The organism is Xanthomonas prunicola, assembly GCF_025266575.1.
In the GTDB taxonomy this organism is placed as follows: Bacteria; Pseudomonadota; Gammaproteobacteria; order Xanthomonadales; family Xanthomonadaceae; genus Xanthomonas; species Xanthomonas prunicola.
This window is the reverse complement of the sequence record NZ_CP096142.1, coordinates 1,358,098-1,384,197: the sequence shown is the minus strand read 5'-3', so window position 1 is coordinate 1,384,197 and position 26,100 is coordinate 1,358,098. Positions and strand designations below refer to the sequence as shown.

Here is a 26,100-nt window from a genome sequence, read left to right as displayed (position 1 = left end):
GGGCGATCAGCGATCGTTATTAGTGATCGGCGATCAGTGATTGAAAGCACAGCGCTTAGGGCTCGCCACCTTTCGCTGCGGGGCGGCAATGCACGGCGCGCGCCACCGGCGCGCGTGCATTGGTGCGCACGCGCCGCAGGGGTGGGCTAAGGCGTGGAGCGGCGGGGGGAGGGTGGCGAAGCCGCACGCTGACGTCGCAATGTGATGCGTCGTGACTTTTCCGGCGTTCGCGAAAGAATTTCCAAGGCAAGTGCACGAGGCTTGGCCCGTACCCTCATCCGCCGTTGCGGGGCACCTTCTCCCGGTGGGGAAGGGTGAGGCAAAGAAACCTTTCTGCTCGGCGGTTCCGCCTTGGTTGCTCGTCTGCATGCACGTCACCTAGTGACGCTGTCGCAAACGGCCAGTGCTTACCCAAACATCACCGGCAGCCCCCACAACGACAGGCTGGCCAGCAGGACGCCGATGACCGTGGCGGCGAGCACGTCGCTGGGATAATGCAGCCCCAGCACCACGCGCGAGAGCGCTACGCCGGCCGAAAACGGCACCAGCAAGGGGGCAAGCCATGGGTAGTAGGCCAGTGCCACGATGCTGAAGGACACCGCATGCAAGGTGTGGCCGGAGGGGAAACTGAACTCGTCCAGCGGCGCGACCCAGGCGCGGATACGCACGTCGGCGGCGTAGGGCCGCGGGCGGCGGGTCCAGCGCTTGAGGGCTTTGTACAACGTCAATGCGAGCACACCGGTGGCAGCCATGTGCGCTGATGCGCGCACGCCGTCCATGCCGTCGAGCACTACCAGCAAGCCCATCAAGGCGTACCAGAACACGCCGTCGCCCAAGCGGCTGATGGTGGCGAATGCGCGCCGGACCGGGTTACGCCGGCACCAGTGATTGGCGCGTCGGCACCAGCGCGCTTCGTGACCGCGCAAGACCTCAAGCCGCGTTGACGACATAACGCCCCCGTGCAGCGCTGATTCCCAGCAACAAGCCTTCGAAGTCGGAGACCACATTGTCTGGGTGCAGTTTTTTCATGGCCTGTGCCGCTGCCGTGCCCATGCGCTGGCGCAGTGCATCGTCTTCGGTGAGTGCGACGGCGGCCTGGATGAAGGCCTCGTCGGTGTCCACCGCTGCGCCGGTATGGCCATTGCGCAGATATTCGCGCGCCGCGCCGTAATCGAAAGCGACTGTCGCCACGCCGCTGGCCATCGCTTCCAGCGTCACATTGCCGAAGGTTTCGCTGCGGCTGGGGAACAGGAACAGATCACCGCTGGCGAAGTGACGCGCCAATGCATCGCCACGTTGGACGCCGCAGAAAATGAAGTCGGGATTTTCGTGCGCAATCTTCTCGCGTGCCGGGCCATCGCCGACCCACACAAAGCGCGCCTTCGGGCGAATCTGCTGCAACCTGCGGAAGGCATGCACGGCCAGCGGCAGATTCTTTTCGTTGGCGATGCGCCCGACGTAGATGGCGGCAAAGCCTTCGCCTTCGATGCCCCACTCGGCGCGCAATGCGAGATCGCGACGGCCAGGATCGAATTGCTGGCTGTCCACCGCGCGCGCCAGCAATTGCACGCGCTCGAAGCCGTCATCGCGCAGCAACTGTTGCAGCTCGCGCGTGGGTACCAAGGTGGCATCGGCCTGGTTGTGGAAGCGCCGCATCCAGCGCAGCGCGGTGCCCTGCAGCCAGGCGGCGCCATAATCGGGCAGGTATTCGTCGAAGCGGGTGTGGAAGCCGGTGGCGACCGGAATGGCGAGCCGGCGTGCTGCGCGCATTGCCGACCAGCCCAGGGGGCCTTCCGTGGCCACATAGATCGCATCCGGTTGCGTGCTGCGCCAATGACGTACGAGACGGTGCGTGGCCGGCAGGCCGAATTTCAATCCCGGGTAGCGCGGCAGCGATGCACCGCGCACCAGCAGCGCATCGGTCGCTGCGGTATCGGCGCTCTGGCGTGGACGCACCACATCCACCTGGTGTCCACGCGCGCGCAGGCCGGTTTCCAGACCGTGCACGGTCAACGCAACACCGTTGACCTCGGGGGGATAGGTTTCGGTAACGATCGCGTAGCGCATGCCCGTTCTCCGGTTTTCACTAGCTTCCGGCAGGGCGATGGCATTGATGTTGCGCCGACAAGACGCGGCGGTGACAAGTGCGACGGGATTAGGAGTTCGGGATTCGTGATTCGCAAAGGCGCCGCACTGCCTGCGTTTAGCGCCACCGCCGCCTGTCAGGGAGAGACATCAGAGCCCCGCAGTCGACTACTCCCCACTCCCGGATCCCGCCTGAGGCCGCAGGCCTCAGGTCACAAACGGTTTGAACGCGATGCCCAGGCCGGCCATGCTTTCGACTTCGCCGATCAGATCGGCGCGCAGCAGCGGGCGCGAGTCGATCCAGCTTTGCGACAGGATCAACGACAGCCGCGTGTCGTCGGCGGTGAGTTCCAGTGTCGGGATCGGATCCGCTTCGTGCGCACGGTGCAGCAACACGGCCAGCCGCAGCAGCGCGGCCTTGCGTCGGGTGGGCAGCAGCAGGCGGTCCGGCAGCGCATCGAAGGCGGTCTTGGGCACGTTGCGCCGGTGCGTGCGTACCAGCGCCGCCAGGACCTGCTGTTCCTGCCGCGAAAAACCGGCGATATCCGAATGTTCCAGGATATAGCTGCCATGCACGTGATACTGGCTGTGCGCGATGATCAGGCCCAACTCATGCAGGCGTGCGGCACGCCGCAGTACCTGCGCATCGTCGCCATCCAGTTGCCAGGATTCGCAGACCTGATCGAACAGGCGGCAGGCCGTGGCTTCCACGCGCTGCGCCTGCACCTCATCGATGCCGTAGCGCTGCACCAGCGAGGCCACCGAGCTATCGCGCGGGTCGTTTTGGCCGCCGCGGCCGAGCATGTCGTACAGGATGCCTTCGCGCATCGCCGCCTTGCTGACCATCAGTTTCTCCAGACCCAGCGCCTGAAATGCAGCTTCCAGCACCAGGATGCCGCCAGCGATGATGGGCCGCCGCTCGGCCGCCAGGCCGGGCAGCTGGATATCTTCGATGCGCTTGGCCTTGAGCAACTCATCGCGCAGCGCCGGCAGCGCCTGCGCGGTGATCGCACCCTTGGTGAGCTTCATCGCCGCGCAAATTTCGCCGATCGCCTTGTGCGTGCCGGACGAACCGATCGCCTCATGCCAGCCCAGCGCCTTGTACTGGCCGGCGAACTGCTGAAATTCGGCACCGATCTCGGTCAGCGCATCCTTCCATTTTTTCTTCGACAACTTGCCGCCCGGGAAAAATCGCCGCGTGCTGGCAATGCAACCGGCCTGCAGGCTTTCGCGTTCCAGCGTCTGGAAGCCCTGGCCGATGATGAATTCGGTCGAGCCACCGCCGATGTCGATCACCAGCCGGCGTTGATCGGGCTTGGGCGGTTGTGCATGGGTCACGCCCAGATAGATCAGGCGCGCTTCCTCGCGCCCGCTGACCACTTCGATCGCATGCCCCAGTGCAGTCTCCGCCGGCATCAAAAAGGCTTGCGGCGAGCGCAGCTGACGCACCGTGTTGGTGGCCAAGGCGCGCACGCGCAGCGAGGGCACGTCGCGAATGCGCTGGCCGAAGCGTGCCAGGCATTCGAGCGCGCGCTGACGTGCGTCGTTGGAGAGACCACCTTTGCCATCCAGGCCATCGGCCATGCGCACGGTCTCGCGCAGGCGATCGACGACGCGCAGCTGACCCATCAGGTAGCGCGCAATGACCATGTGGAAACTGTTGGAGCCTAGGTCGATGGCAGCAAGAAAATCGCCATCGCGCAGTGGCCGAATCGTGGGGGAGGGCATTGGCATGGCCGCATGGTAGCCGATGGGCCGTTGGCCCGTGAGATGTCATGCGTGGGCCCCGTCAGCGTCAGGGCGCAGCTGGTGTTCGCAATCGCTGGGTGCGACCTGCGGGCCGCCGTTGCGGGTATGCCGCTCGCCTGCGCGAACGGCTTCCCACCTTGCATGCTGCAGCGTCGCTCAGATCCGATCGAGCAAGGTCATCTGCGCCGAATGTGGTGGCTCACCCGGGGCAGGCGTGCGCTTGTGGTACACGCCTTCGGCATCCAGTTCCCAGGCACTGACGTTGTCGTCCAGATAGTTCTGCAGTACCTCGCGGTAGACGCGCTTGGCCAGATCCGGTTCCAGGATCGGGAAGCAGGTCTCCACCCGCCGCAACAGATTGCGTTCCAGCCAATCGGCGCTGGCGCAATACAACTCGGCGGCGCCGTCGTTGCCGAACCAGTACACGCGGCTATGTTCCAGAAAGCGCCCTACGATCGAGCGCACGCGGATGTTGTCCGACACGCCCGGCACACCGGGGCGCAGCGTGCAGGCGCCGCGCACGATCAGATCGATCTGTACCCCGGCCTGCGATGCCATGTACAACGCACGCACCACTTGCGGTTCGTTTAGGGCGTTCATCTTGGCGATGATGCGGCCTGGGCGACCCTTGCGGGCCAGCCGCGTTTCGCGATCGATCCGCTTCAGCACGCCGGCATGCAGCGTAAACGGCGACTGCAGCAGCTGGTCCAGCTTCATGCGCGGGGCAAGCCCGGACAACTGCTGAAACAGCATGTGCACATCGTTGCCGATCTCGGCATCGGCGGTGATCAGGCTGATGTCGGTATACAGGCGTGCGGTGCCGCTGTGGTAATTGCCAGTGCCCAGGTGCACGTAGCGTTTGAGCTTGCGCCCCTCACGCCGCACGATCAGCAGCATCTTGGCGTGGGTCTTGAAGCCGACTACGCCGTAGACCACCTGCACGCCGGCTTCCTGCAGCTTGTCGGCCAGACCTAGGTTGGCTTCTTCGTCGAAGCGTGCACGCAACTCCACCACCACGGTGACGTCCTTGCCGTTGCGTGCGGCCAGAATCAGCGCATCGACAATCAACGAATCCTTGCCGGTGCGGTATAGCGTCTGCTTGATCGCCAGCACGTTCGGGTCGACCGCGGCCTGGCGGATGACATCCAGCACTGCAGTAAACGCATCGAAGGGGTGATGCAGCAATACATCGCTTTTTTTGACGATCTCGAAGATGCCCTCGCTGTCGCGCAAGGTGCGCGGATTGAACGAGGGGTACTTGAGTTCGGGGCGCTGCACCAGATCGTAGACCTGCGTAACGCGGCTCAGGTTGACCGGCCCCACGATGCGATACACCGCGTTTTCATTCAGCCCGAAATTTTGCAGCAAGGTGCGCAGGATCGGCGCCGGGCAATCGTGCGCGATCTCCAGCCGCACGGCCGGCCGGTAGCCACGCGTGACCAACTCGTCGCGCAAGGCCAGCGCCAGGTTTTCGACTTCTTCCTCGTCCACCACCAACTCGGAATTGCGGGTGACGCGGAACTGATACGAGCCCATGACCTGCATGCCCGGGAACAGTTCGTCGACGAATTCGGACAACACCGAAGACAGGAATACGAAACTCTGCGCGCCCTCCGGCGACAGGCTTGCCGGCAGCTGGATGATGCGCGGCAGCGAACGCGGGGCGCGCACGATGGCCAGATGCCCGGCACGGCCGAACGCGTCCTGGCCTTCCAGCACCACCACGATGTTCAAGGTCTTGTTGAGGATCTTCGGGAACGGATGCGCCGGGTCCAGCCCCAGCGGCGACAGCACCGGCATGATCTCGTTGCGGAAGTAGGCACGCAGCCAGCGTTTCTGGCGCGAGGTCCATGCCGAGCGGCTGAGCACGGCAACGCCGGCGTCTTCCATCGCCGGGCGCAGCACTTCATTCCACGCGTGGTATTGCTGCTCTACCAGCTTGGCAGCGCGGTCGTGCACGGCGTTGAGGATGGCGGTCGGGCTCAGCCCGTCCGGTGCCGGCGGCAGCCCGAACTCTTGCGCGTGCCGCACGGTGGCCGCACGGATCTCGAAAAACTCGTCCAAATTGGTGCACGAGATGCACAGGAAGCGCAGCCGTTCCAGCAACGGCACCTGCTCATCGAGCGCCTGCGCCAGCACCCGGAAGTTGAAGTCCAGTTGCGACAACTCGCGGTTGATGTACAGCGCCGGATCACGCAACGGATCGGTGGCGATGTCGTCGCCGGGTGTGATGTCGTGCAGTTCTTTGGCGTGGCCCATGGAATCGATCATCAAGACGGGTTATGTGCGTGGTTACCGGGCAACTGCAGCGAAAGCGATGCGGCGCGCGAGACGCGACCATCGCACCGCGCTGGGCGCGCACTGACTACATATCACGCCGAGCGTGACAGTGGCACCAATGGTTCGCGCTGCACGACACGTGCAGCCACGAAATGACACGAAAATTCGCTGCCGCGTCCCACTTCGCTTTCGATGTCCAGGCGCGCTTGATGCAGCCCCAGAATGTGCTTGACGATCGACAGCCCGAGCCCGGTGCCGCCGCTCTCGCGCGAGCGGCTGCTGGACACGCGATAGAAGCGTTCGGTGATACGCGGCAGGTGCGAGGCGGGAATGCCATAGCCGGTGTCGCGCACTGCCAGCGCCGCGCCATCGCCTTCGCGCACGAAACGGATCGTCACCGTGCCGCCGCCCGGCGTGTAGCGCACCGCGTTGGTGACCAGATTGGAAAACGCGCTGTGCAGTTCCTTGTTGGAGCCGAGCAGATCCACGCCAGCCTCGTCGATGACGTCAACGGTGTGGCGGCCCTGGCTGTGCGCCTCGGCTTCGCGACGCAGGGTCGATAGCATCGGTGCCATCGCCACGTGTTCTTCGCCGAGTTCTTCCTGCGATTCCAGTCGCGACAACGTCAACAGGTCTTCGACCAACTGCGCCATGCGCTGCGATTGCTTGCGCATCTCCGCCAGCATCGGGCCCGAATCGGGGAAGTCTTCCGGGTCGAGCATGTCCAGATAGCCATGCACCACCGTCAGCGGGGTGCGCAGTTCATGCGAGACGTTGGCCACGAAATCGCGACGCACCTGCTCCAGCCGCAGCAGCTTGCTGACATCGCGCGCCACCAGCAGCCAGTAGTCGTCGGAATATGGGATCAGGCGCAGATTCAGGCGCAGATCCGGGTCCGCCGGCGAGGCGGCATCCAGCATCGGTTCGGCATTGCGCCCGGCTGCCAGCCAATGCGCCAGCGGCAGCGGCTGCAGTCGCTCCACCACCGATACGCCCATGTCGCCGGGATGGTGCAGGCCGAGCAAACCGCCCGCCGCCTTGTTGAACCACTGCACGCGCTGGCTGTTGCGATCCACTACCACCACCGCATCCGGCAGCGCCTGCGCCGCGGCGCGGTAGGTGCGCAACATCTCGATCAGGCGCCGCTTGCGCCCGCGCATTTCGGCCTGGCTGCGATACAGCAGCCGGTCCAGTTCGTTCCAGGCGCCGATGCCGGCGGCAGGCTCGGCACGCTGGCGTGCGGTGAGCCGCCGCAGCACCTGGCGCAGCCGCCAGTAATGCCAGGCCAGTACGCCCAGGGCGGTGAGCGTCAGCGCCATCCACACATGCCCGATCAGCACGCCGGCGACGACGGCAGCGCCCAACAACAGCGCGAGGGTGCCGAGCGTCTTGAGCCAGGCGGAACGGATATGTTGGGGCATGGAAGGCGTTACCACGAAGCGTCAGGTAGGCAGCCGGCCGGCCAGACTGCGGCCGGCTGGCTTTGCGGCACGTCAGGTCGCCGAAGAAAAACGATAGCCCGAGCCACGCACGGTCTGCACCATGTTTTCCAGGCCGAACGGTTCCAGCGTCTTGCGCAGGCGGCGGATATGCACGTCGATGGTGCGCTCTTCCACATACACGCTGCCGCCCCAGACATGGTCCAGCAGCTGGGTGCGCGTATACACGCGCTCCGGGTGGGTCATGAAGAAATGCAGCAAGCGATATTCGGTCGGGCCGATCGGCACCGGCGCATCGCCGGCGAACACGCGGTGCGCGGCGCCATCGATGCGCAGGCGTCCCACTGCCACGCTGCCGTCTTCGTCGTCTTCGCGGGTGCGCCGCATCACCGCGCGGATGCGTGCCAGCAGCTCGCGTGCCGAGAACGGCTTGACCACGTAGTCGTCGACGCCGGCCTCCAGGCCGCCGACGCGGTCGTTTTCCTCGCCACGCGCGGTCAGCATGATGATCGGAATCTCGCGGGTCAGTTGCTCCTTGCGCCAGCGTCGTGCCAGGTCCAGCCCGCTGGTGCCCGGCAACATCCAGTCCAGCAGGATCAGATCCGGCACGCGGTCGGCGATGGCGGTCTGCGCCTCGCGGGCATCACCGGCATGGATGGGCTCGAACTCGCCTTTGCGCAGCGCGAACGCCACCATATCGCGGATCGCGGGTTCGTCATCGACGATCAGAATGCGTTTCTGCACGCGGGGCTTACCGTCTGGCTGTGGTGGTCGCCAGTAGACTACGGTTTTGTGACTCTAATGTGACATTGCTGGCGTCGCCTGCGCGATGGTGACGGCTTGGCGAAGCGGACTCGGCAGTTGCATTGCCGCAGGCGGCCACTCCATATGCTGCTGTCGCTTACAGCTGGCAACGCACACCAGCGTTCAGCGCGTGGATAAATCCGGGTCGCGAATGCCCTGGCGGCGCAGCTCCAGCACGGTCGGAGTGATGGCGGCGATGCGCGCATCCACGCGGGCCCGTGTCACATAGTCGAGATCTTTCTTTTTCAGCGCTTCCAGCTGGATCAGCGCCTGTTCGGCGCGGCCATTCAAGAACGCCGCTTCCGCATACGCTTCGCTGGCGCGCAGTTGGTCGCCCGAGAGCTCGCAGGCACGCGCGTAGCTCTGTTGCAGCAACGGGTCGTCGCTGCTCCGGTGCAACAACGGCTCCAGCACCTGGCGCGCGCGCTGGCCGGACTCCTTGCTGGCCTGCTCGTTGAGCGCGCTGGCATAGGTCAGCGCCACCGCGCGGTTGTTCGGCAATTGCTTGAGCAACGCGTCGAAGCGCGCGTTGGCCGCCTCGTGCTGGCCCACGCGCGCCTGCGCCTCGCTCAGGCCCAGCGCCAGCCACAGATTATCCGGATGCGCCTCAAGCAGGCTGCTCAGCTCGGCGACCGGCTCGCCCGGCCGGCTCCCGCTGTTGCGCAGTTGCGCCAGCGCCAGCCCGTAACGCTGCGCATCGGTCAGGCCCTGCTTGGCGCTGCGGCGCAGGTTTTCGTATTCGCGAATGGCCGCATCGGGCGTGCTCGCACTGAGCACGCGCAGGCGCTCCTTGGCCCAATCGAAGCCTCGCTGGTCGGCACCACGGCTGAGTGCGTCCACCGGCAGCCGGAGGGCGTAGGGCAGCAGCGCGTTGCCATTGCGGCTGAGCGGTTCCGACAGCGACGGGTCTGCTGGGTCCACGCGCTCCTGGCGGCTCCCCCCCGGTACCGAGGTGGTCAGCACCACGGTGTTCTTCTTCATCTGCTCGGCGCGCGCTTTGGCTTCGCTGATGCGGGTGACGGTGACCGGGTGGGTCTGCAGGAAATCCGGCGCGCTGTAGCCGCCTTCATTGGCGCGCATGGCCACCGACATGCGCTCGAAGAAGCCGGCCATCGCATCCACGTCGTAACCGCTGCGCGCCAGTGTGCGGATGCCCAGTCGGTCGGCTTCGGATTCGTTGGAGCGGGTGTAGTCGATCTGCCGCTGCTGCATCATCCCCATCGCACTGGTGATGGTGGCCATGGTGGCGTCGCCCTTGGAGTTGCCTCCGGCCTGCTGCGCCGCCACCACCGCCGCCAGCATGCCGAGCAGGATCGGGATCTGGTCACGTTGCGCGCGCTCCACCCCACGCAGCACGTGCTGCTGGGTGACGTGGGCGATTTCGTGCGACAGCACCGCGGCCACTTCGTCCTCGCGCTCGGCGGTCAATACCAGTCCGGCGTTGACCGCGACATAGCCGCCCAGCGTGGCGAACGCATTGATCTGGCGGTCGCGCAGCATGAAAAACGTAAATGGCTGCTGCGGCTGGTCGCTGTTTGCGCCCAGCCGGGTGCCCATGGTCTGCAGCCAGTCGGTGATCAGCGGGTCGTCCAGCACGTAGTCGTAGTTGCGCAACTCGGCCAGCATCATTTTGCCGTACTCGGCCTGACGTGCCGGGGTCAGCAACTCACCGGCCGACGAACCGATGTCGGGCAGGCGGTTTTCCTGCGCAGGTGCCACACCCATGGCAACAGCCAGCGTGAGGGCAGTGGCGAGCGGTAGCAGGCGCAAGTGGAACTCCCAGGTAGTGCGCGGAGCATGCGGGCAGCACGGCGCGACGGCGTGAATCATCGATTAACCCACAGTGTTGCGGTGACGACATGGAAATTCCAGTCGCCCGGTACCATGTGGTAGACCTCACACCAACCACGGAGTTTCCCGTGAGCCAAGACCATACTGATCAGGACGCGGCCCCCGGCCCGCAGATCACCCTGTATTCCTCCGCCATTTGCCCGTATTGCGTGGCCGCCAAGAATTTCCTCAAGAGCAAGGGCAAGACCTGGAACGAAGTGCGGATTGACCTGGACCCGGCCGAGCGCGACAAGATGGTTGCCCTGGCCAAGCGCACCAGCGTGCCGCAGATCTTCGTCGGCGACGTTCACGTAGGCGGGTACGACGACATGATGGCCATGCACCGGGCCGGCAAGCTCGAGCCGCTGCTGGCCGGCAGCGCGGGTGGTCAGGCATGAGTGGTTCCGACGACGGCAGCGCCGACCGCCTGCGCGAGTTCACGCAATTCCGTCAGCGCATGAATCAACGCATCCTGGCCGAGCCGAACCAGGTGGTCCGGCGGTTCTTCGCGCTGGACACCCAGACCTACCAAGCAGGCGCCCTGGACGTGAAGACCAAGGAGTTGCTGGGCCTGGTCGCATCGATGGTGCTGCGCTGCGACGACTGCATCAGCTACCACGTCGCCCAGTGCAAGGAAGCCGGCGTCAGTCGCGAAGAGTTCTTCGAAACCTTCTCGGTCGGCCTGGTGGTCGGCGGCTCCATCGTGATCCCGCACTTGCGTCGCGCTGTGGATTTCCTCGACCAGCTCGAAGGCGGCGCGCAGGCGCCAGCCCAGCACGCGCACGACTGAGTCTGTCGCTGAGGCGCGGAAACGGGGATTGGCGATTGATAAGGTCCAGCAACGCGCGCGCCACCCATCGATGTGGCGCGTTGCGTTTGGGCGCCTGCCGCTCTTAGACGATGGTCGGTTTGGGCGCCTTCACCGGCATCGGGCATAATTGCCAGTGAAACCTCATTGCGCCGATCCGCCGGCTTTCCGGCCGGCGCTCCCCCCTTCAAGTTCGGAAACCCAACGTTATGACGCAGACAATCACGGTCATCCGCGGCGACGGTATCGGCCCGGAGATCATGGATGCCACGCTGTTCGTGCTCGACGCGCTGCAAGCTGGCCTGACCTACGAATACGCCGACGCTGGCCTGGTCGCGCTGGAAAAGCACGGCGATCTGCTGCCCGAGTCCACCCTGGCCTCGATCACCAAGAACAAGGTGGCGCTGAAAAGCCCGCTGACCACGCCGGTTGGCGAGGGTTTCAGCTCGATCAACGTCGCCATGCGTCGCAAGTTCGACCTGTACGCCAACGTGCGTCCGGCCAAGTCGTTCCCAAACACCAAGTCGCGTTTCGCCGATGGCGTGGACCTGATCACGGTGCGCGAAAATACCGAAGGCGCGTACCTGAGTGAAGGCCAGACCGTGTCCGAGGATGGCGAGACTGCGTTCTCCGGCACCCGGATCACCCGCAAGGGCTCCGAGCGCATCGTGCGCTACGCCTTCGACCTGGCACGCGCCACCGGCCGCAAGAAGGTCACTGCGGTGCATAAGGCCAACATCATCAAGTCGACCTCGGGCCTGTTCCTGAAGGTGGCGCGCGATGTGGCCGCGCAGTACCCGGAAATCGAATTCCAGGAAATGATCGTCGACAACACCTGCATGCAGTTGGTGATGCGTCCGGAGCAGTTCGACATCATCGTGACCACCAACCTGTTCGGCGACATCATCTCCGACCTGTGCGCCGGTCTGGTCGGCGGCCTGGGCCTGGCCCCGGGTGCCAATATCGGTCTGGACGCGGCGATCTTCGAAGCCGTGCACGGCTCGGCGCCGGATATCGCAGGGCAGGGCAAGGCCAACCCGTGCGCGCTGCTGCTGGGCGCGGCGCAGATGCTGGACCACATCGGTCAGCCCCAGAACGCCGAGCGCCTGCGCGAAGCGATCGTCGCCACGCTGGAAGCCAAGGACTCGCTGACCCCCGACCTGGGCGGCACCGGCAACACCATGGGCTTTGCCAAGGCCATCGCCAGCCGTCTCTGAGCGACACGGCGACAGCAAAAAAAGAAAGGGCGCCCAGGCGCCCTTTCTTTTTGCTCGAAATCCGGATGTTCGAAGGAACCGCTCTTGCGATTCCCCGATCCCGATTCCCAGCTCCCTGCTTAATTGCGCGATTGCAGCTTCGACAGCAGACGCAGGAACTCGATGTACAGCCACACCAGCGTGACCATCAGGCCGAACGCGCCGTACCACTCCATGTGCTTGGGTGCACCGTGTTCGACGCCGCTCTCGATGAAGTCGAAGTCCAGCACCAGATTCAGCGCCGCCACCACCACCACGAACAGGCTAAATCCAATTCCGATCAGGCCCGAGTCGTGGATGAAAGGGATGCGCACGCCGAAAAAGCCCAGCACGATGGTCGCCAGATACACCAGCGCGATACCGCCAGTGGCTGCGACGACACCCAGCTTGAAGTTCTCGGTGGCCTTGATCATGCCGCTGCGATATGCAAACAGCAGCGCGAACATCGTGCCGAAGGTCAGCAGCACCGCCTGAAACACGATGCCGTTGAAGCGCGCTTCGTACACAGCCGAGATCGAGCCGAGGAAAAAACCTTCGATCAGCGCGTACAGCGGCGCTGTGATCGGTGCCCAGGTCGGCTTGAAGCTGGTGGCCAGTGCGAACACCAGGCCACCGATCGCGCCAGCGATCATGTAGATGCGTGCGGCAGGCAGCGGCATGCCATCGGCACCGATCGATTGCGACCAGGCGAAGGCAGCCGTGACCACGGCCATCAGCAACAGCGCCCCGGTCTTGTTGACCGTGCCGTTGAGGGTCATCGCCTGACCATCGCGGGTGATGACCGAGCCGGAGCCCGAGTCGAGGAATGTGGATTCCCGAAGGGCAGGGTTACCGCTACGCATGCGTGTTCTCCATGAAAGTAGTGCTCACCGTACTGACGAGCGTTGTTGCGAGGATAGCTGATCGTTCAATTTACACAGAGTGATTGACAGCGAGGCCAATCGTTCCCAAAATAGCCGACCTTTCGAGCCTTCGGGATTGAAAGGTCCCGCCGGGGTATAGCGCAGTCTGGTAGCGCGCCTGCTTTGGGAGCAGGATGTCGGGGGTTCGAATCCCTCTACCCCGACCATTCCGAGCTCCTGACGGCGTGGGAATGCGAAGTTCGGTCCGGGCGCCCGTAGCTCAACCGGATAGAGCACCGGCCTTCTAAGCCGGCGGTTACAGGTTCGAGTCCTGTCGGGCGCGCCATCGGCGGTACGGTAGGAAGCAAGTTTTCAGTGGTGGCTGTAGCTCAGCTGGTTAGAGTACTGGATTGTGATTCCAGATGTCGGGGGTTCGAGTCCCCTCAGCCACCCCACTGATGACAAGCAATTGCAGGAATGTTTGACCCGATGTGTCACCGGGTGTTGCAACGAAGCAAAAATGCACATACAATGTGCGACCAGTTTCAGGGCCGTTAGCTCAGTTGGTAGAGCAGTTGACTCTTAATCAATAGGTCCAAGGTTCGAATCCTTGACGGCCCACCAAACAAAAGCACTTAGGCATCAGCCTAGGTGCTTTTCTTTTTGTGCTGAGGAAAGGATGACGCAAGAAATCGGCTGCAGCTTTGCTGTCTTCTCGGTCGGCGGCCGCGGCAACGCAGTGCCGATCTCGGCCCGGCGCGATGTCTTGCTGCCTGTGTCAGTTGCGCAATCGCTGCCGACCGTCGCCCGGATGAGCGGATGCCAATGAGGTCTGAGGTGTCCGGAGCATTGCGGCATTCGATCCTGGGCCAGGTTGGCGTCTTCGCGATCGTCGGTCCTCCGTTCGGTGGGCTGCTGGGCCTGGTGCTGTTGCCCCGTTTCGACCTGCAGACCGCGTTGTCGATCGTTGTCTGGTCCTACGGCCTGGTGTTGCCGGTGATTGCCTGCACTGCGGCGGGAGCGCTATGCGCGCGCGTCTGCGCCTGGCGATATCGCGGGCGCCGGCCCAACCTGCTAGTCCACGTTGGCATCGGTGCGTTGAGCGGTCTGCTCTCGACCGGGGTGATCGTGCTACTGCTGGCGATCATCGGCGGCTGGTCGATGATGTCCGATCGCGCAGTGATGCTGACGCTGCTGCAGTGTGGGCTGGCGGCAGGTGGCGCCTGTGCCGTGCTTGTCTGGCTGATGTGGTCGCGCCTGGCAGTGTTGCCCCGCGCCAAGTAACGGGGCGCCAGGCAGTGTCCATCAGCATGCGCAGGAAAAGGTTCTTTGCTGCATTGGACGGCGCTTCGATACGCCCCTGAGGCGATGCGCCGCGCCTGATCGGCTGCGGGCAATTGCAGCCGTGGTCGCTTACGGCGATGCGGCGGGCCCGGGCGCCGCGCTCTGCTGCATGCGTGGGAACGCCAGCGTAAAGCACGCGCCCTGGCCGGGCGCCGATGTCACCTCGACAAAGCCACCTGCCTGACGGACTGCGCTGTACACCTGCGCCAGCCCCAGGCCCGCGCCTTTGTCGGCATCCTTGGTGGTGAAATACGCTTCGAACAGGTGCGCCTGCACGTGCGCATCCATGCCATGCCCGTTGTCGGCCACGGCGATGGTGACGTAGCGCCCGGCCGGCCTGGCCAGGTTGGCCTGTTCTTCAGCGACCACGGCGTCGCCGGTCTCCACGCGAATGACGCCGCCACCCTGGCAGGCATCGCGGGAGTTGATCACCAGGTTCAAGATGGCGCGTTCCACCGTGTGGCGATCGACCATTGCGCAGCATCCACCTTCGGCGGTGCGCAGCCGCAATTGCAGATCCGCGCCGATCACCTGTTCGAGCAAGGGGCCGAGCTGTTCGGTCAAGGCAGCCAGGTCCACCGATTCCGGGCTGTACGGATACTGCCGCGAAAACCCGACCAGGCGCTGTGCCATGACCGAGCCATGTTGAAGCGCCGCATCGGCCACGCTCAACAGCTTGGTGTCGTGCGCATCGATCCTGGCGCGCTGTACCACCAGCTCGATGGCCGAGGTTGCCGCCTGCAGCACGTTGTTCAAATCGTGCACCACGCCGGCCAGCAGTTGTCCCACCGCTTCGCCCTTTTGCGCCTGCTCGGAAATCTTTTCGGCAGCGCTCTGTGCGGCGCGCGCAATGTCCAGATCGCCTTCGATGCGCTCTTGCAGGTCGCGCAGGCTGTGCAGTTCGGTCGACAGCGAATGTTCTCGCGCGCGCGCCAGTCGCAGCACGCCGCTGGAAAATGCGCGCTCTGCGGTCAGGGTCGAATCCAGTGTGCGAAAGGCGGTCTCCAGTGCCCGGCGGTCGGAGATGTTCCTGCTCACCGCCAGGATCGCTTCGACCTTGCCAAGCGCATCGAACAGCGGGCTGGTAACGACCTGCCAGATCTGGCGCACGCCAGCGAAGTTCACGCTGGCGGCCTCGAATTCCTGGATCGAACCGGCGCGGGAGCCGGCGATTGCCGCATCCACCAGCTCGGCCGCCTCCGGCGGCCACAGGTCGCGCCAGGGCCGCGCGATCAGCTGATCCTGGTGGCTGGCACGCAGTTCGGTCAGGCCATTGATGTTGATGGCCGTAATCCGCCCGTCGAGGTCGATCTCCTTGATGCAGTCGCGGGACAGGGCCACGATCTGCCGATAGCGATCTCTCATCGCGATGACTGCCTCTCACTGGGGTTAACGGAATTTTATCGAATGCCAGCTTTACCCAGCGCTGGCGGGCGGAAGCAAGGTACGCCAGTGCGCGCCGAGTTGCATGATGAATGTGTTTATCGTCGGCGCGTCGGATTCAGAGTCGGCCGCGCGCGCTGTCCGTCCGGGCGCGCAGGATGCGAACCGTGGGCGACATTCAGCGGCATCGTTGTTCCCGCGATGCTTTTTCTTTCCCGGCATCCCTGCAACAATGGCCGGGCAAGAGCAGCATCGCGAAAGTGGCGGAATTGGTAGACGCACCAGATTTAGGTTCTGACGCCGCAAGGCGTGGGGGTTCGAGTCCCCCCTTTCGCACCAATGCAGTGCGGCCGTGCGTGTTCCGGCCGCTTCCAGCCGCAGGCCTGGGATCTTTCCATTGCGCGGCGACGCGACGCGCATGCCGCTGGTAGCCGCCGCCGTTATCGGCGAAACTACAAGGCTCGGCGGCTTTCTCGCCATCCGTCAACCCGCATCTTCCATCTCGTGCCGACGCTTGTGCAGTCGGTGGCAGGAGTCAACATGCAAGCATCGATCGAATCCACCGGCAATCTGGAACGCCGCCTGACCTTCACCCTGCCGCAGGAGCGTCTGGAGACCCACGTCGGCGGTCGCCTGCGCGAGCTGGCGCGGACCACGCGCATCAAGGGCTTTCGTCCCGGCAAGGTGCCGACCAAGGTCATCGAGCAGCGCTTCGGTCAGCAGGTGCGTGCCGAGGCGATGGAAGGCCTGCTGCGTGAGACCTTCGATTCGGCCGTGCGCGAGCATTCGCTGCGGTTGGCCGGCAACCCGCGCATCGACCAGGGCGAAAGCGACTTCGACTTCGTCGCCACCTTCGAAGTGGTGCCGGACTTCGGCGACATCGACGTGACCAAGCTGTCGGTGGTGCGTGCGACTGCTGAAGTAACCGATGCCGATATCGACCAGATGATCGAAAACCTGCGCCTGCAGCGCCGTACCTGGAACCCGGTCGAGCGCGGCGCGCAGGTCGGTGACCTGGTGGCGTTGGAGACCTGGTCGCAGGCCGGCGACGAGCGTCTGCCCGCCGAAGGCGTGGAAACCGGCAGCAGCGTGCTGGGCTCGGGCGTCATGTTCGACCAGATCGAAAAGGGCCTGGAAGGCCTGACCAAGGGCGAAGACAAGACCCTAACCGTCGATTTCCCGGCCGAGTGGCGCGTGCCGCAGTTGGCCGGCAAGACCGTGCAGGTGCACGTCAAGGCGGTCGAGGTGTCCGAGCCGGTGTTGCCGGCCGTGGACAAGGAGTTCATCAAGAGCTTTGGCGTGAAGAGTGGCGATGTCGAGCAATTCCGCGCCGACATCCGCACCAACCTGGAGCGCGAGCTCAAGGGTGCGCTGATGAATCGTCTGCGCCGCGAAGTGGGCGAGCAGCTGATTGCCGCCTATGCGCACGTCGAAATGCCGCCGCGTCTGGTCGAGAGCGAAGCCCGTTCCATGCTGGCCCAGCAGGTTGAGCAGGTCCGCCGCAGCGGCCGCGATCCGGGTCAGGTACCGGCCGACGCGCACCAGGGGTTCATGGACGCGGCCGCCAAGCGCGTGCTGGTCGGGCTGTTGGTGGGTGAAGTGGCGCGTCGTAACGAATTGCGCCTGGAATCCAAACGCGTCAGCGAAACGCTGCGTCTGATCGCCTCGACCTACGAAGAGCCGGAACAGGTCATTGAGATGTACCGCAACGACCCCCAACTGATGAATGGATTGCAGAGCCGTGTGATGGAGGAGCAGGTGATCGATTGGATCGCCGAGCGCGCTCAGCACACCGAGCAGTCGCTGTCGTTCCAGGACGCCATCCGCGTCTGATCCGGCAGTAAGAGAAGAACCGCGCCTGCGGTCAGGGGCGCGGATGTCGAACACGGGCAGCGGCACAGGCCGCTGCCACAACAGGAAGACTGATGAGCATTGTGACCAAAGCCCTGAACCTGGTGCCCATGGTGGTCGAGCAGACCAGCCGTGGCGAACGTGCGTACGACATCTACTCGCGTCTGCTGAAGGAGCGTCTGATCTTCCTGGTCGGTCCGATCGACGACCATATGGCCAACGTGATCGTGGCTCAGTTGTTGTTCCTGGAAGCCGATAACCCGGAAAAGGACATCAGCATCTACATCAACTCGCCCGGTGGCGTGGTCACTGCCGGCATGGCGATCTACGACACCATGCAGTACATCAAGCCGGACGTCAGCACGATCTGCGTCGGCCAGGCCGCCTCGATGGGCGCGCTGCTGCTGGCCTCCGGTGCCGCCGGCAAGCGCTATGCGCTGCCGAATTCGCGCGTGATGATCCATCAACCGCTGGGCGGCTTCCAGGGTCAGGCGACCGATATCGACATCCATGCACGCGAGATCCTGACCCTGCGTTCGCGCTTGAACGAGATCCTGGCCAAGCACACCGGTCAGTCGCTGGAGACCATTGCGCGCGACACTGAGCGCGACAACTTCAAGAGCGCGGTCGATGCCCAGGCTTATGGCTTGGTGGATCAGGTGCTCGAGCGTCGTCCGGAAGAGTCGATCCAGCCGTCTTGATCTCAGATCGTTGAAATTGCAGGAAAAACCGGCAGGGTCGGGCGGGGCGAATGTCCTCCCGACCCTGTGCTATTCTCGAAATCGAACCCCCGTGCATCGGGTGGGGTAACTGGGTAACAGAAGCATGAGCGAAGACCGCCAAGGTCGTTCCGGCGACAGCAACAAGATTCTCTACTGCTCGTTCTGCGGTAAGAGTCAGCATGAAGTCCGTAAGCTGATTGCCGGTCCCAGCGTATTCATCTGCGATGAGTGCGTTGAGCTGTGCAACGACATCATCCGCGAGGAACTCGAAGAGAAGGCGCAGTCGGCACGTTCCAGCCTGCCCAAGCCGCGCGAGATTCTTGAGGTGCTGGATCAATACGTGATCGGGCAATTGCGCGCCAAGCGCACGCTCGCGGTGGCGGTGTACAACCACTACAAGCGTATCGAGAGCCGCAGCAAGAACGATGATGTCGAGCTGGCGAAATCCAACATTCTGCTGGTCGGTCCGACCGGTTCGGGCAAGACGCTGCTGGCCGAAACACTGGCGCGCCTGCTCAACGTGCCGTTCACGATCGCCGATGCCACCACGCTGACCGAAGCCGGCTACGTCGGCGAGGACGTGGAAAACATCATCCAGAAGCTGCTGCAGAAGTGCGACTACGACGTCGAGAAGGCGCAGCAGGGCATCGTTTATATCGATGAAATCGACAAGATCTCGCGCAAGAGCGAGAACCCGTCGATCACCCGCGACGTGTCCGGCGAAGGCGTGCAGCAGGCGCTGCTGAAGCTGATCGAAGGCACGGTCGCCTCGGTGCCGCCGCAGGGCGGGCGCAAGCATCCGCAGCAGGAATTCCTGCAGGTGGACACCAAGAACATCCTGTTCATCTGCGGCGGCGCGTTCGCCGGCCTGGACAAGGTGATCCAGGCGCGTTCCAACGATGCTGGCGGCATCGGCTTCGGTGCCAAGGTCAAGAGCAGCGAGCGCAAGCAGGAAGTGGGCAAGATCCTGGCCGAGGTCGAGCCGGAAGATCTGATCAAGTTCGGCCTGATCCCCGAGTTCGTCGGCCGCCTGCCGGTGGTCGCCACGCTCGAGGAGTTGGACGAGCCGGCGCTGATCAAGATCCTGACCGAGCCCAAGAACGCCATCACCAAGCAGTTCAAGAAGCTGTTCGATATGGAAGGCGTGGAGCTGGAGTTCCGCCCCGACGCCCTGTCTGCGATCGCCAAGAAGGCGCTCAAGCGCAAGACCGGCGCGCGTGGCCTGCGCACCATCGTCGAATCGGTGCTGCTGGACACGATGTACGAGTTGCCCTCGCAGGAAAATGTCAGCAAGGTGGTCGTGGACGAATCGGTGATCGAGCACAAATCCGAGCCGTATCTGATCTACCAGGCGCAACCGGCACCGGCCAAGGCTGCGTCCGGCGACTGAGCCTCGTCGCCGCCTCGCCAGGCCCTGGCCTCGCTCGCGGCTAAAGGCTTTCCGAGTGCTACTTGCAACACCTCGCCGATGGCCCCATAACGGGGCCATCGGCATTTTTATTGCCCCAAATCCCCATTCCTGCGGAGCGCCCCATGGCCCAGTCCCAACCAGAAGTTCTCGATCTGCCAGTGTTGCCGCTGCGCGACGTGGTGGTGTTTCCGCACATGGTGATTCCGCTGTTCGTCGGCCGCGACAAGTCGATGCGTGCGCTGGAAAAAGCCATGGAGGCGGACAAGCGCATCCTGCTGGTGGCGCAGAAGTCGGCCGAAACCGATGACCCGGCGGCCGGCGATCTGTATACCGTCGGCACCCTGGCGCAGGTGCTGCAGCTGCTCAAGCTCCCCGACGGCACCATCAAGGTGCTGGTCGAAGGCCTGTCGCGGGTGACCGTCGACAAGGTTGTCGAGCAGGACGGCGCTTTGCAGGGGCAGGGCACCGAAGTTGAGGCCAGCGATGGCCGCGAGCCGCGTGAGGTGGAAGCCATCGCGCGTTCGCTGATGTCGTTGTTCGAACAGTACGTCAAGACCAACCGCAAGCTGCCGCCGGAACTGCTGCAGACCCTGGCCGGCATCGACGAGCCTGGCCGCCTGGCCGACACCATCGCCGCGCACATCGGGGTGCGCCTGGCCGACAAGCAGCGCCTGCTGGAAATTACCGACATCGGAGAGCGGCTGGAATTGCTGGTCGGGCTGGTCGACGGCGAAATCGACGTGCAACAGCTGGAAAAGCGCATCCGCGGTCGTGTGAAGTCGCAGATGGAAAAGAGCCAGCGCGAGTACTACCTCAACGAGCAGATGAAAGCGATCCAGAAGGAGCTGGGCGACCTGGACGATGCGCCCGGTGAGCTGGAAGAACTCGCACGCAAGATCGCCGAAGCGGGCATGCCCAAGCCGGTCGAGACCAAGGCCAAGGCCGAGCTCAACAAACTCAAGCAGATGTCGCCGATGTCCGCCGAAGCGGCGGTGGTGCGCAACTATCTGGATTGGCTGCTGGGCGTTCCGTGGAAAAAGCGTACCAAGGTCCGCAAGGATCTGAAGGTTGCCGAAGACACGCTGGACGCCGATCACTACGGTCTGGACAAGGTCAAGGAGCGCATCCTTGAGTATCTGGCGGTGCAGTCGCGCGTGAAGCAGATGAAGGGGCCGATCCTGTGCCTGGTCGGGCCGCCGGGCGTGGGCAAGACCTCGCTCGGGCAGTCGATCGCCAAGGCGACCAATCGCAAGTTCGTGCGCATGAGTCTGGGCGGCATCCGTGACGAGGCCGAAATTCGCGGCCACCGCCGGACCTATGTCGGTTCGATGCCCGGGCGTCTGGTGCAGAACCTCAACAAGGTCGGCAGCAAGAACCCGCTGTTCCTGCTAGACGAGATCGACAAGATGTCGATGGACTTCCGTGGCGACCCGTCGTCGGCGCTGTTGGAGGTGCTCGATCCGGAGCAGAACAATTCCTTCAACGACCACTATCTGGAGGTCGATCTGGACCTGTCGGAGGTGATGTTCGTTGCCACCTCCAACTCGCTCAATATTCCAGGCCCGCTGCTGGACCGCATGGAAGTCATCCGCATCCCCGGCTACACCGAGGATGAGAAGCTCAACATCGCGATGCGCTACCTAGTGCCCAAGCAAATCAAGGCCAACGGCTTGAAGCCGGAAGAGATCGAGATCGGCAGCGACGCCATCCAGGACATCGTGCGGTATTACACGCGCGAATCGGGTGTGCGTAATCTCGAACGCGAAGTCGCCAAGATCTGCCGCAAGGTGGTCAAGGAAATCGCGCTGGCGGGTCCGCAGCCCGCGGCCAAGAAGGTGGTCGCCAAGAAGGGCAAGCCAAAGGCGCTGGTCACCGTCAACGCGAAGAATCTCGACAAGTACCTGGGCGTGCGTCGCTTCGATTTCGGCCGTGCCGAAGAAGAAAACGAAATCGGCCTGGTCACGGGTCTGGCCTGGACCGAGGTTGGCGGCGAGCTGCTGCAGGTCGAGTCGACGCTGGTGCCGGGCAAGGGCAATCTGATCCTCACCGGTCAGCTCGGCAACGTCATGAAGGAATCGGCATCGGCGGCGTTGTCGGTGGTGCGTTCGCGCGCCGAGCGGCTCGGCATCGATGTGGATTTCCTGCAGAAGCAGGACGTGCACGTGCACGTGCCCGATGGCGCAACACCGAAAGACGGCCCGAGCGCCGGTATCGCGATGGTGACCTCGCTGGTGTCGGTGTTGACCCGGGTGCCGATCCGCGCGGACGTGGCGATGACCGGCGAGATCACCTTGCGTGGTCGCGTCTCGGCGATTGGCGGCTTGAAGGAGAAGTTGCTGGCGGCCCTGCGCGGCGGTATCCGTACCGTGTTGATTCCCGACGAGAACCGCAAGGATCTTGCCGACATCCCAGCCAACGTCACCCGCGATCTGAAGATCGTGCCGGTGAAATGGATTGACGAGGTGCTCGATCTGGCACTGGAGCGTCCGCTGACGCCGAAGAAGGCCAGTAAGGAAAAAGCACGCAAGACAGCCTCGCGCGTCGCCGTGCGCGGCAAGTCGCGTAGCACACCCGGCACCCGCGTCAAGCACTAACGGGGGCTGTCTAGGCTCCCGCAAAACAAGCCAAAACCCGCGTCGTTATTGGGTTTTGGCTTGCGTGCAGTTGGGGGCGCTGGTATAAATGCACGACTCGTGGGCGCGGCAAATGCGATGCGTCACGCGATACCACTTGTGTCGGGTTCTTCGCTAACGGCAAGAGCGCCGATTGTCGATTCCGCGGCATCTGCCGCAAAGGGAGTTTCAAGAATGAATAAAACCGAATTGATCGATGGCGTTGCCGCTGCCGCTGACATCTCCAAGGCTGAGGCTGGCCGTGCTGTTGACGCGGTTGTGAGCGAAATCACCAAGGCACTGAAGAAGGGCGACGCCGTCACCCTCGTTGGCTTCGGTACCTTCCAGGTCCGCGAGCGCGCTGAGCGCACCGGCCGCAATCCGAAGACCGGCGACAGCATCAAGATCGCGGCTTCGAAGAATCCTGCATTCAAGGCTGGTAAAGCCCTGAAGGATGCAGTAAACTAATCGACTCGCTAGGGTGCTTAGCTCAGCGGTAGAGCGTCTCCCTTACACGGAGAGGGTCGGGGGTTCGAAACCCTCAGCACCCACCATTAAGCACCAGGCAAACGTTTCAAGCGCGGAGCGGTAGTTCAGCTGGTTAGAATGCTGGCCTGTCACGCCGGAGGTCGCGGGTTCGAGTCCCGTCCGCTCCGCCAGTTACACGCGAAGCCCCTGAGCAATTGGGGGCTTCGTTTTCTCTACGACATTCGCGCTGCGGATGAGGTTGAGAACGATGTCCAAGTTTAAAGCGGAGCGGTAGTTCAGCTGGTTAGAATGCTGGCCTGTCACGCCGGAGGTCGCGGGTTCGAGTCCCGTCCGCTCCGCCAGTTATACGAAAGCCCTCGGCCTTGCGCCGGGGGCTTTTTTTTGGATTTGCGTCAATGGTGCGGATTGAGTCGCGCATCGGCAATGCGGCGTCGGGTCATGCGTTCGACGCTTTCGTGTCCGCCTTTCGTTACCGAAGTGAACCCCTGGCGCCGATCGATGCGCCACGACACTGTGCTAACGGGCAATGGGCTGGGTGCTTGGCGTCAAGCGCGTTACACTGCGCGGCTCGCCCACAGGCCGTGATTTGCCAATGCTGCAGAAACTTCGCGACAAGACGTCAGGCTGGATCGCTACCGCCATCCTGGGGTTGCTGATGATTCCGTTCCTGTTCGTCATCGACAACAGCTACCTGGGCGGCATTGGCGCCAATAACGTGGCCAAGGTGCAGGCGCCGCCGAATTGGTGGAAATCGGCACCATCATGGTGGCCGGTCTCGCTGCTATGGCAGCACCACGAAATCAGCACGCAGGATTTCCGCGCGCGTTTCGAGCAGGCGCGCATGCAGGAACGCCAGCGCCAGGGCGAGAAATTCGATCCGCGCACGTTCGAATCCCGCGAAAACAAGCTGCAGGTACTCGACCAACTGGTCGACGAACAGGTGGTGCGACTGGGCGCAGAAGATGCGGGAATCGTCATCGGCGATGCGACCGTGCGCGATTACATCGCCAACATTCAGGCGTTCCAGGTCGATGGCAAGTTCAGTCCCGACCAATACCGCGCCGCCCTCGCGCAAGGCACGCCGCCGCGTACGCCTGCACAGTTCGACGCCCTGGTGCGCGATAGCCTGCAGCAGTCGGTCATCCCGCAGGCCGTGGCGGAATCCGGCTTTGCCACCAAGTCCGAGTTCGAGCGTCTGCTCAAGCTGATGGGTGAAACGCGCGATGTGGAGTTGGCAATGCTGCCGCCGCCGGCCGTCGATACCGCGCCGGTGAGCGATGCGCAGATCAAACAGTGGTACGACGGGCACACCCAGGACTTCCGTCAGCCGGAAACCGTCACGATCGAATATGTGGAGCTCAACGCCGCCACGATGCCGCCAGCGACTGCCGCCGATGAAGCAACGCTGCGCAAGCGCTATGAAGAAGAAAAGGCACGCTTCGTCGAGCCGGACCAGCGCCTTGCATCGCACATCTTGATCAGTGCCGGCAGTGATGCGGCAGCACAGAAGGCTGCCGAAGCAAAGGCGGCCAAACTCGCCGCCGAGGCCAAGCAGCCGGGCGCCGATTTCGCTGCGCTTGCCAAGGCGAATTCGCAGGATCCCGGCTCCAAGGATGCCGGTGGCGACCTGGGGTGGGTTGAGAAGGGGACCATGGTCAAGCCGTTCGAGGACGCACTGTTCTCGATGAAGGCTGGCGAGGTGGTGGGCCCGATCAAGAGCGAATTCGGCTACCACGTGATCCAGCTGCGTGAGGTCAAGGGCGGCCAGGGCAAGTCGTTCGAGCAGGTGCGCGACCAGCTGGCTGCCGAGCAGCTGAAGGCCGATGCCGACAAGGCATTTGCTGATATTAGTGGCAAGTTGGTGGACCAGGTCTACAAGAATCCCACCGCGCTGGAGCCGGCGGCCAAGCAGGTCGGCCTGCCGGTACAGACGCTGGGGCCGTTCTCGCGCAGTAATGCCAGCGGTGTTGCCGCCAATCCAGCCGTGCTCCGCGCGGCATTTTCTGAAACGCTGGTGCAGGACGGCACGGTGAGCGATCCGATCACCATCGCGCCGAACCATAGCGTGGTGTTGCGTGTGACCAATCACACCGCCGAACAGGCGTTGCCCTTGGACAAGGTGCGCGACAAGGTGACGGCGGCGATCCGCGCTGACCGTGCCGAGAAGGCCGCCGCGGTTGCGGCCGATGCCTTGCTGGCACGTGTGCAGAAGGGTGAGACGCTGCAGGCGCTGGCCGCCAGCGAGAAACTGCAGGTGCAGCCGATCCCGGGGCTGCCGCGGACGGCGCCGATCCCGACCCCGGCTGCGAACCGTGCGATTTTCAGCGCGCCGCGACCGACCGAAGGTAAGCTGTCGGTTGGCAAGGTAGAACTGGATGGCGGGCGCTTCGCTGTCTTCGTCATCAGCAAGGCCACTCCGGGCGATCTGAAACAGATGCCGGCCGAACAGCAGGCGATGCTGCGTGAGCAGCTGAGCCAGATCGACGGCAACAACGCTGCGCAGGCTTACGTCAAGGAAATGCGCAAGCGCTACAAGATCCAGATCGAAGAAGCGCAGCTCTAAGGCTGAGTGATCGATGGATGACAAAAAAAGCCCGGGTAACCGGGCTTTTTCTTTGAGTTTTTGGTGGCAGAAGGCGAGTCGGCGGATGCGCAGGGGATGTCGAGCTGACACGCGCTGCCTATCGATTTGCCGTCGGCGTTTGCGTGCTTCCGCTGGCTGATGGCAGTTGCGATTTAGGCTCGCCAATCGCCAATCGCCGGGTTGTCAGCTGGGTCGCATACGTTGTCAGCTACTGGTTGCTGACGATCGACTCTGCGATAACTGCGCGGGTGGTGGTGGTGCAAATACACCTAAGGTCTCGTGCGGGTGATCTGCAACGGCTAGATCAGCCAGGCGGCGATGCATGGCTGATTCAGCAGCGCGCGTCGCGAACAGCATGACGTGCGCCGCGTAGAAATTTGCAGATTTTGATTTTTTGCCGAAGCTTCACTCGCACCTGAGTGACCAAGTCGGCTCTTTGGAGTGGCGCGCGCCAGGCGTGAGACAAGGGCTCACCGTGTCCGTCTCGACGCCGCTAGCTCTTGGAGCCTATCACCCGGAAACGAAGCGGTCTGATACATCGATTTTGGTACATGGAGTTCGCTATCGTCGCGATCGCGCGGCCGGTCGCCTGCTTGCACCGCACTGCGCGC

General features: G+C 63.7%; 19 protein-coding genes and 8 tRNA genes. 18 read left to right on the top strand and 9 right to left on the bottom strand.

Features of this window, described 5'->3' with window-relative positions; all coding sequences use genetic code 11:
- Positions 1-407: 407 nt before the first annotated feature.
- From M0D43_RS05895 to M0D43_RS05865, 7 genes are all read right to left on the bottom strand, one after another.
- Positions 408-950 (bottom strand): phosphatase PAP2 family protein, encoded by a 543-nt coding sequence (locus M0D43_RS05895; protein WP_252163931.1) that lies wholly within the window; start codon positions 948-950, stop codon positions 408-410.
- The gene (locus M0D43_RS05890; RefSeq protein ID WP_252163930.1) at positions 931-2,067 is read right to left on the bottom strand and encodes a glycosyltransferase family 4 protein; all 1,137 of its coding nucleotides are present in this window, start codon (positions 2,065-2,067) and stop codon (positions 931-933) included. The genes M0D43_RS05895 and M0D43_RS05890 overlap by 20 nt, the downstream gene beginning before the upstream one ends.
- A 225-nt stretch (positions 2,068-2,292) precedes the next feature.
- A complete protein-coding gene (gene ppx / locus M0D43_RS05885; protein WP_260808241.1) occupies positions 2,293-3,813 on the bottom strand; it encodes an exopolyphosphatase in 1,521 nt (506 codons plus the stop codon).
- A 177-nt stretch (positions 3,814-3,990) separates the two neighbouring features.
- Positions 3,991-6,093, bottom strand: a complete 2,103-nt coding sequence (gene ppk1, locus M0D43_RS05880; RefSeq protein ID WP_252163929.1) for a polyphosphate kinase 1 — start codon at positions 6,091-6,093, stop codon at positions 3,991-3,993.
- A gap of 113 nt (positions 6,094-6,206) precedes the next feature.
- The gene (gene phoR / locus M0D43_RS05875; protein WP_252163928.1) at positions 6,207-7,535 is read right to left on the bottom strand and encodes a phosphate regulon sensor histidine kinase PhoR; all 1,329 of its coding nucleotides are present in this window, start codon (positions 7,533-7,535) and stop codon (positions 6,207-6,209) included.
- A 72-nt stretch (positions 7,536-7,607) separates the two neighbouring features.
- Complete coding sequence (phoB, locus tag M0D43_RS05870; protein WP_002806631.1) at positions 7,608-8,297, bottom strand: phosphate regulon transcriptional regulator PhoB; 690 nt, start codon at positions 8,295-8,297, stop codon at positions 7,608-7,610.
- 183 nt (positions 8,298-8,480) lie between these two features.
- Complete coding sequence (locus tag M0D43_RS05865; RefSeq protein WP_484637056.1) at positions 8,481-10,127, bottom strand: M48 family metalloprotease; 1,647 nt, start codon at positions 10,125-10,127, stop codon at positions 8,481-8,483.
- Between the two features lie 149 nt (positions 10,128-10,276).
- Between M0D43_RS05865 and grxC the strand changes: the two genes are divergently transcribed.
- From grxC to M0D43_RS05850, 3 genes are all read left to right on the top strand, one after another.
- Positions 10,277-10,585, top strand: coding sequence for a glutaredoxin 3 (gene grxC, locus M0D43_RS05860; protein WP_101363691.1), 309 nt, complete (start codon positions 10,277-10,279; stop codon positions 10,583-10,585).
- Positions 10,582-10,977 carry a carboxymuconolactone decarboxylase family protein gene (locus M0D43_RS05855; protein WP_007968963.1) on the top strand — a complete coding sequence of 132 codons (396 nt, stop codon included), beginning with the start codon at positions 10,582-10,584 and terminating at the stop codon, positions 10,975-10,977. Before grxC ends, M0D43_RS05855 begins: the two co-directional genes overlap by 4 nt.
- Before the next feature lie 227 nt (positions 10,978-11,204).
- Positions 11,205-12,212, top strand: a complete 1,008-nt coding sequence (locus tag M0D43_RS05850) for an isocitrate dehydrogenase (RefSeq protein ID WP_010368534.1) — start codon at positions 11,205-11,207, stop codon at positions 12,210-12,212.
- 119 nt (positions 12,213-12,331) lie between these two features.
- Here M0D43_RS05850 and M0D43_RS05845 read toward each other — a convergent pair whose 3' ends face one another.
- Positions 12,332-13,093, bottom strand: coding sequence for a Bax inhibitor-1/YccA family protein (locus tag M0D43_RS05845; protein ID WP_101363595.1), 762 nt, complete (start codon positions 13,091-13,093; stop codon positions 12,332-12,334).
- 150 nt (positions 13,094-13,243) lie between these two features.
- Here M0D43_RS05845 and M0D43_RS05840 point away from each other — a divergent pair.
- The 5 genes from M0D43_RS05840 (at position 13,244) to M0D43_RS05820 (ending at position 14,377) form a co-directional block, all read left to right on the top strand.
- A tRNA-Pro gene (locus M0D43_RS05840) sits at positions 13,244-13,320 on the top strand.
- Between the two features lie 42 nt (positions 13,321-13,362).
- Positions 13,363-13,439 (top strand) — tRNA-Arg (locus M0D43_RS05835).
- A gap of 32 nt (positions 13,440-13,471) precedes the next feature.
- Positions 13,472-13,548: transfer RNA gene (locus M0D43_RS05830), tRNA-His, on the top strand.
- Between the two features lie 93 nt (positions 13,549-13,641).
- A tRNA-Lys gene (locus M0D43_RS05825) sits at positions 13,642-13,717 on the top strand.
- Positions 13,718-13,930: 213 nt separating this feature from the next.
- Positions 13,931-14,377, top strand: coding sequence for a hypothetical protein (locus M0D43_RS05820; RefSeq protein ID WP_252163891.1), 447 nt, complete (start codon positions 13,931-13,933; stop codon positions 14,375-14,377).
- 129 nt (positions 14,378-14,506) lie between these two features.
- Here the strand turns inward: M0D43_RS05820 and M0D43_RS05815 are convergent, their stop codons facing one another.
- On the bottom strand, positions 14,507-15,802 hold the full coding sequence (locus M0D43_RS05815) for a PAS domain-containing sensor histidine kinase (protein WP_252163890.1): 1,296 nt from the start codon (positions 15,800-15,802) through the stop codon (positions 14,507-14,509).
- A 272-nt stretch (positions 15,803-16,074) separates the two neighbouring features.
- Here M0D43_RS05815 and M0D43_RS05810 point away from each other — a divergent pair.
- From M0D43_RS05810 to M0D43_RS05765, 10 genes are all read left to right on the top strand, one after another.
- Positions 16,075-16,159: transfer RNA gene (locus tag M0D43_RS05810), tRNA-Leu, on the top strand.
- 201 nt (positions 16,160-16,360) lie between these two features.
- Entirely contained in the window at positions 16,361-17,653 is a 1,293-nt protein-coding gene (tig, locus tag M0D43_RS05805) for a trigger factor (protein WP_252163889.1), read from the top strand.
- Positions 17,654-17,745: 92 nt separating this feature from the next.
- Entirely contained in the window at positions 17,746-18,372 is a 627-nt protein-coding gene (gene clpP, locus M0D43_RS05800) for an ATP-dependent Clp endopeptidase proteolytic subunit ClpP (protein ID WP_002806026.1), read from the top strand.
- A gap of 124 nt (positions 18,373-18,496) precedes the next feature.
- The gene (clpX, locus tag M0D43_RS05795) at positions 18,497-19,783 is read left to right on the top strand and encodes an ATP-dependent Clp protease ATP-binding subunit ClpX (protein WP_046963201.1); all 1,287 of its coding nucleotides are present in this window, start codon (positions 18,497-18,499) and stop codon (positions 19,781-19,783) included.
- Between the two features lie 143 nt (positions 19,784-19,926).
- Positions 19,927-22,398 (top strand): endopeptidase La, encoded by a 2,472-nt coding sequence (gene lon / locus M0D43_RS05790; RefSeq protein WP_101363593.1) that lies wholly within the window; start codon positions 19,927-19,929, stop codon positions 22,396-22,398.
- Between the two features lie 213 nt (positions 22,399-22,611).
- A complete protein-coding gene (locus M0D43_RS05785) occupies positions 22,612-22,884 on the top strand; it encodes a non-specific DNA-binding protein Hbs (RefSeq protein WP_002806049.1) in 273 nt (90 codons plus the stop codon).
- An 11-nt stretch (positions 22,885-22,895) separates the two neighbouring features.
- A tRNA-Val gene (locus tag M0D43_RS05780) sits at positions 22,896-22,970 on the top strand.
- A 28-nt stretch (positions 22,971-22,998) separates the two neighbouring features.
- Positions 22,999-23,075: transfer RNA gene (locus M0D43_RS05775), tRNA-Asp, on the top strand.
- Positions 23,076-23,169: 94 nt separating this feature from the next.
- Positions 23,170-23,246 (top strand) — tRNA-Asp (locus M0D43_RS05770).
- Between the two features lie 251 nt (positions 23,247-23,497).
- Positions 23,498-25,468, top strand: coding sequence for a peptidyl-prolyl cis-trans isomerase (locus tag M0D43_RS05765; protein WP_260808022.1), 1,971 nt, complete (start codon positions 23,498-23,500; stop codon positions 25,466-25,468).
- Positions 25,469-26,100 lie beyond the last annotated feature (632 nt).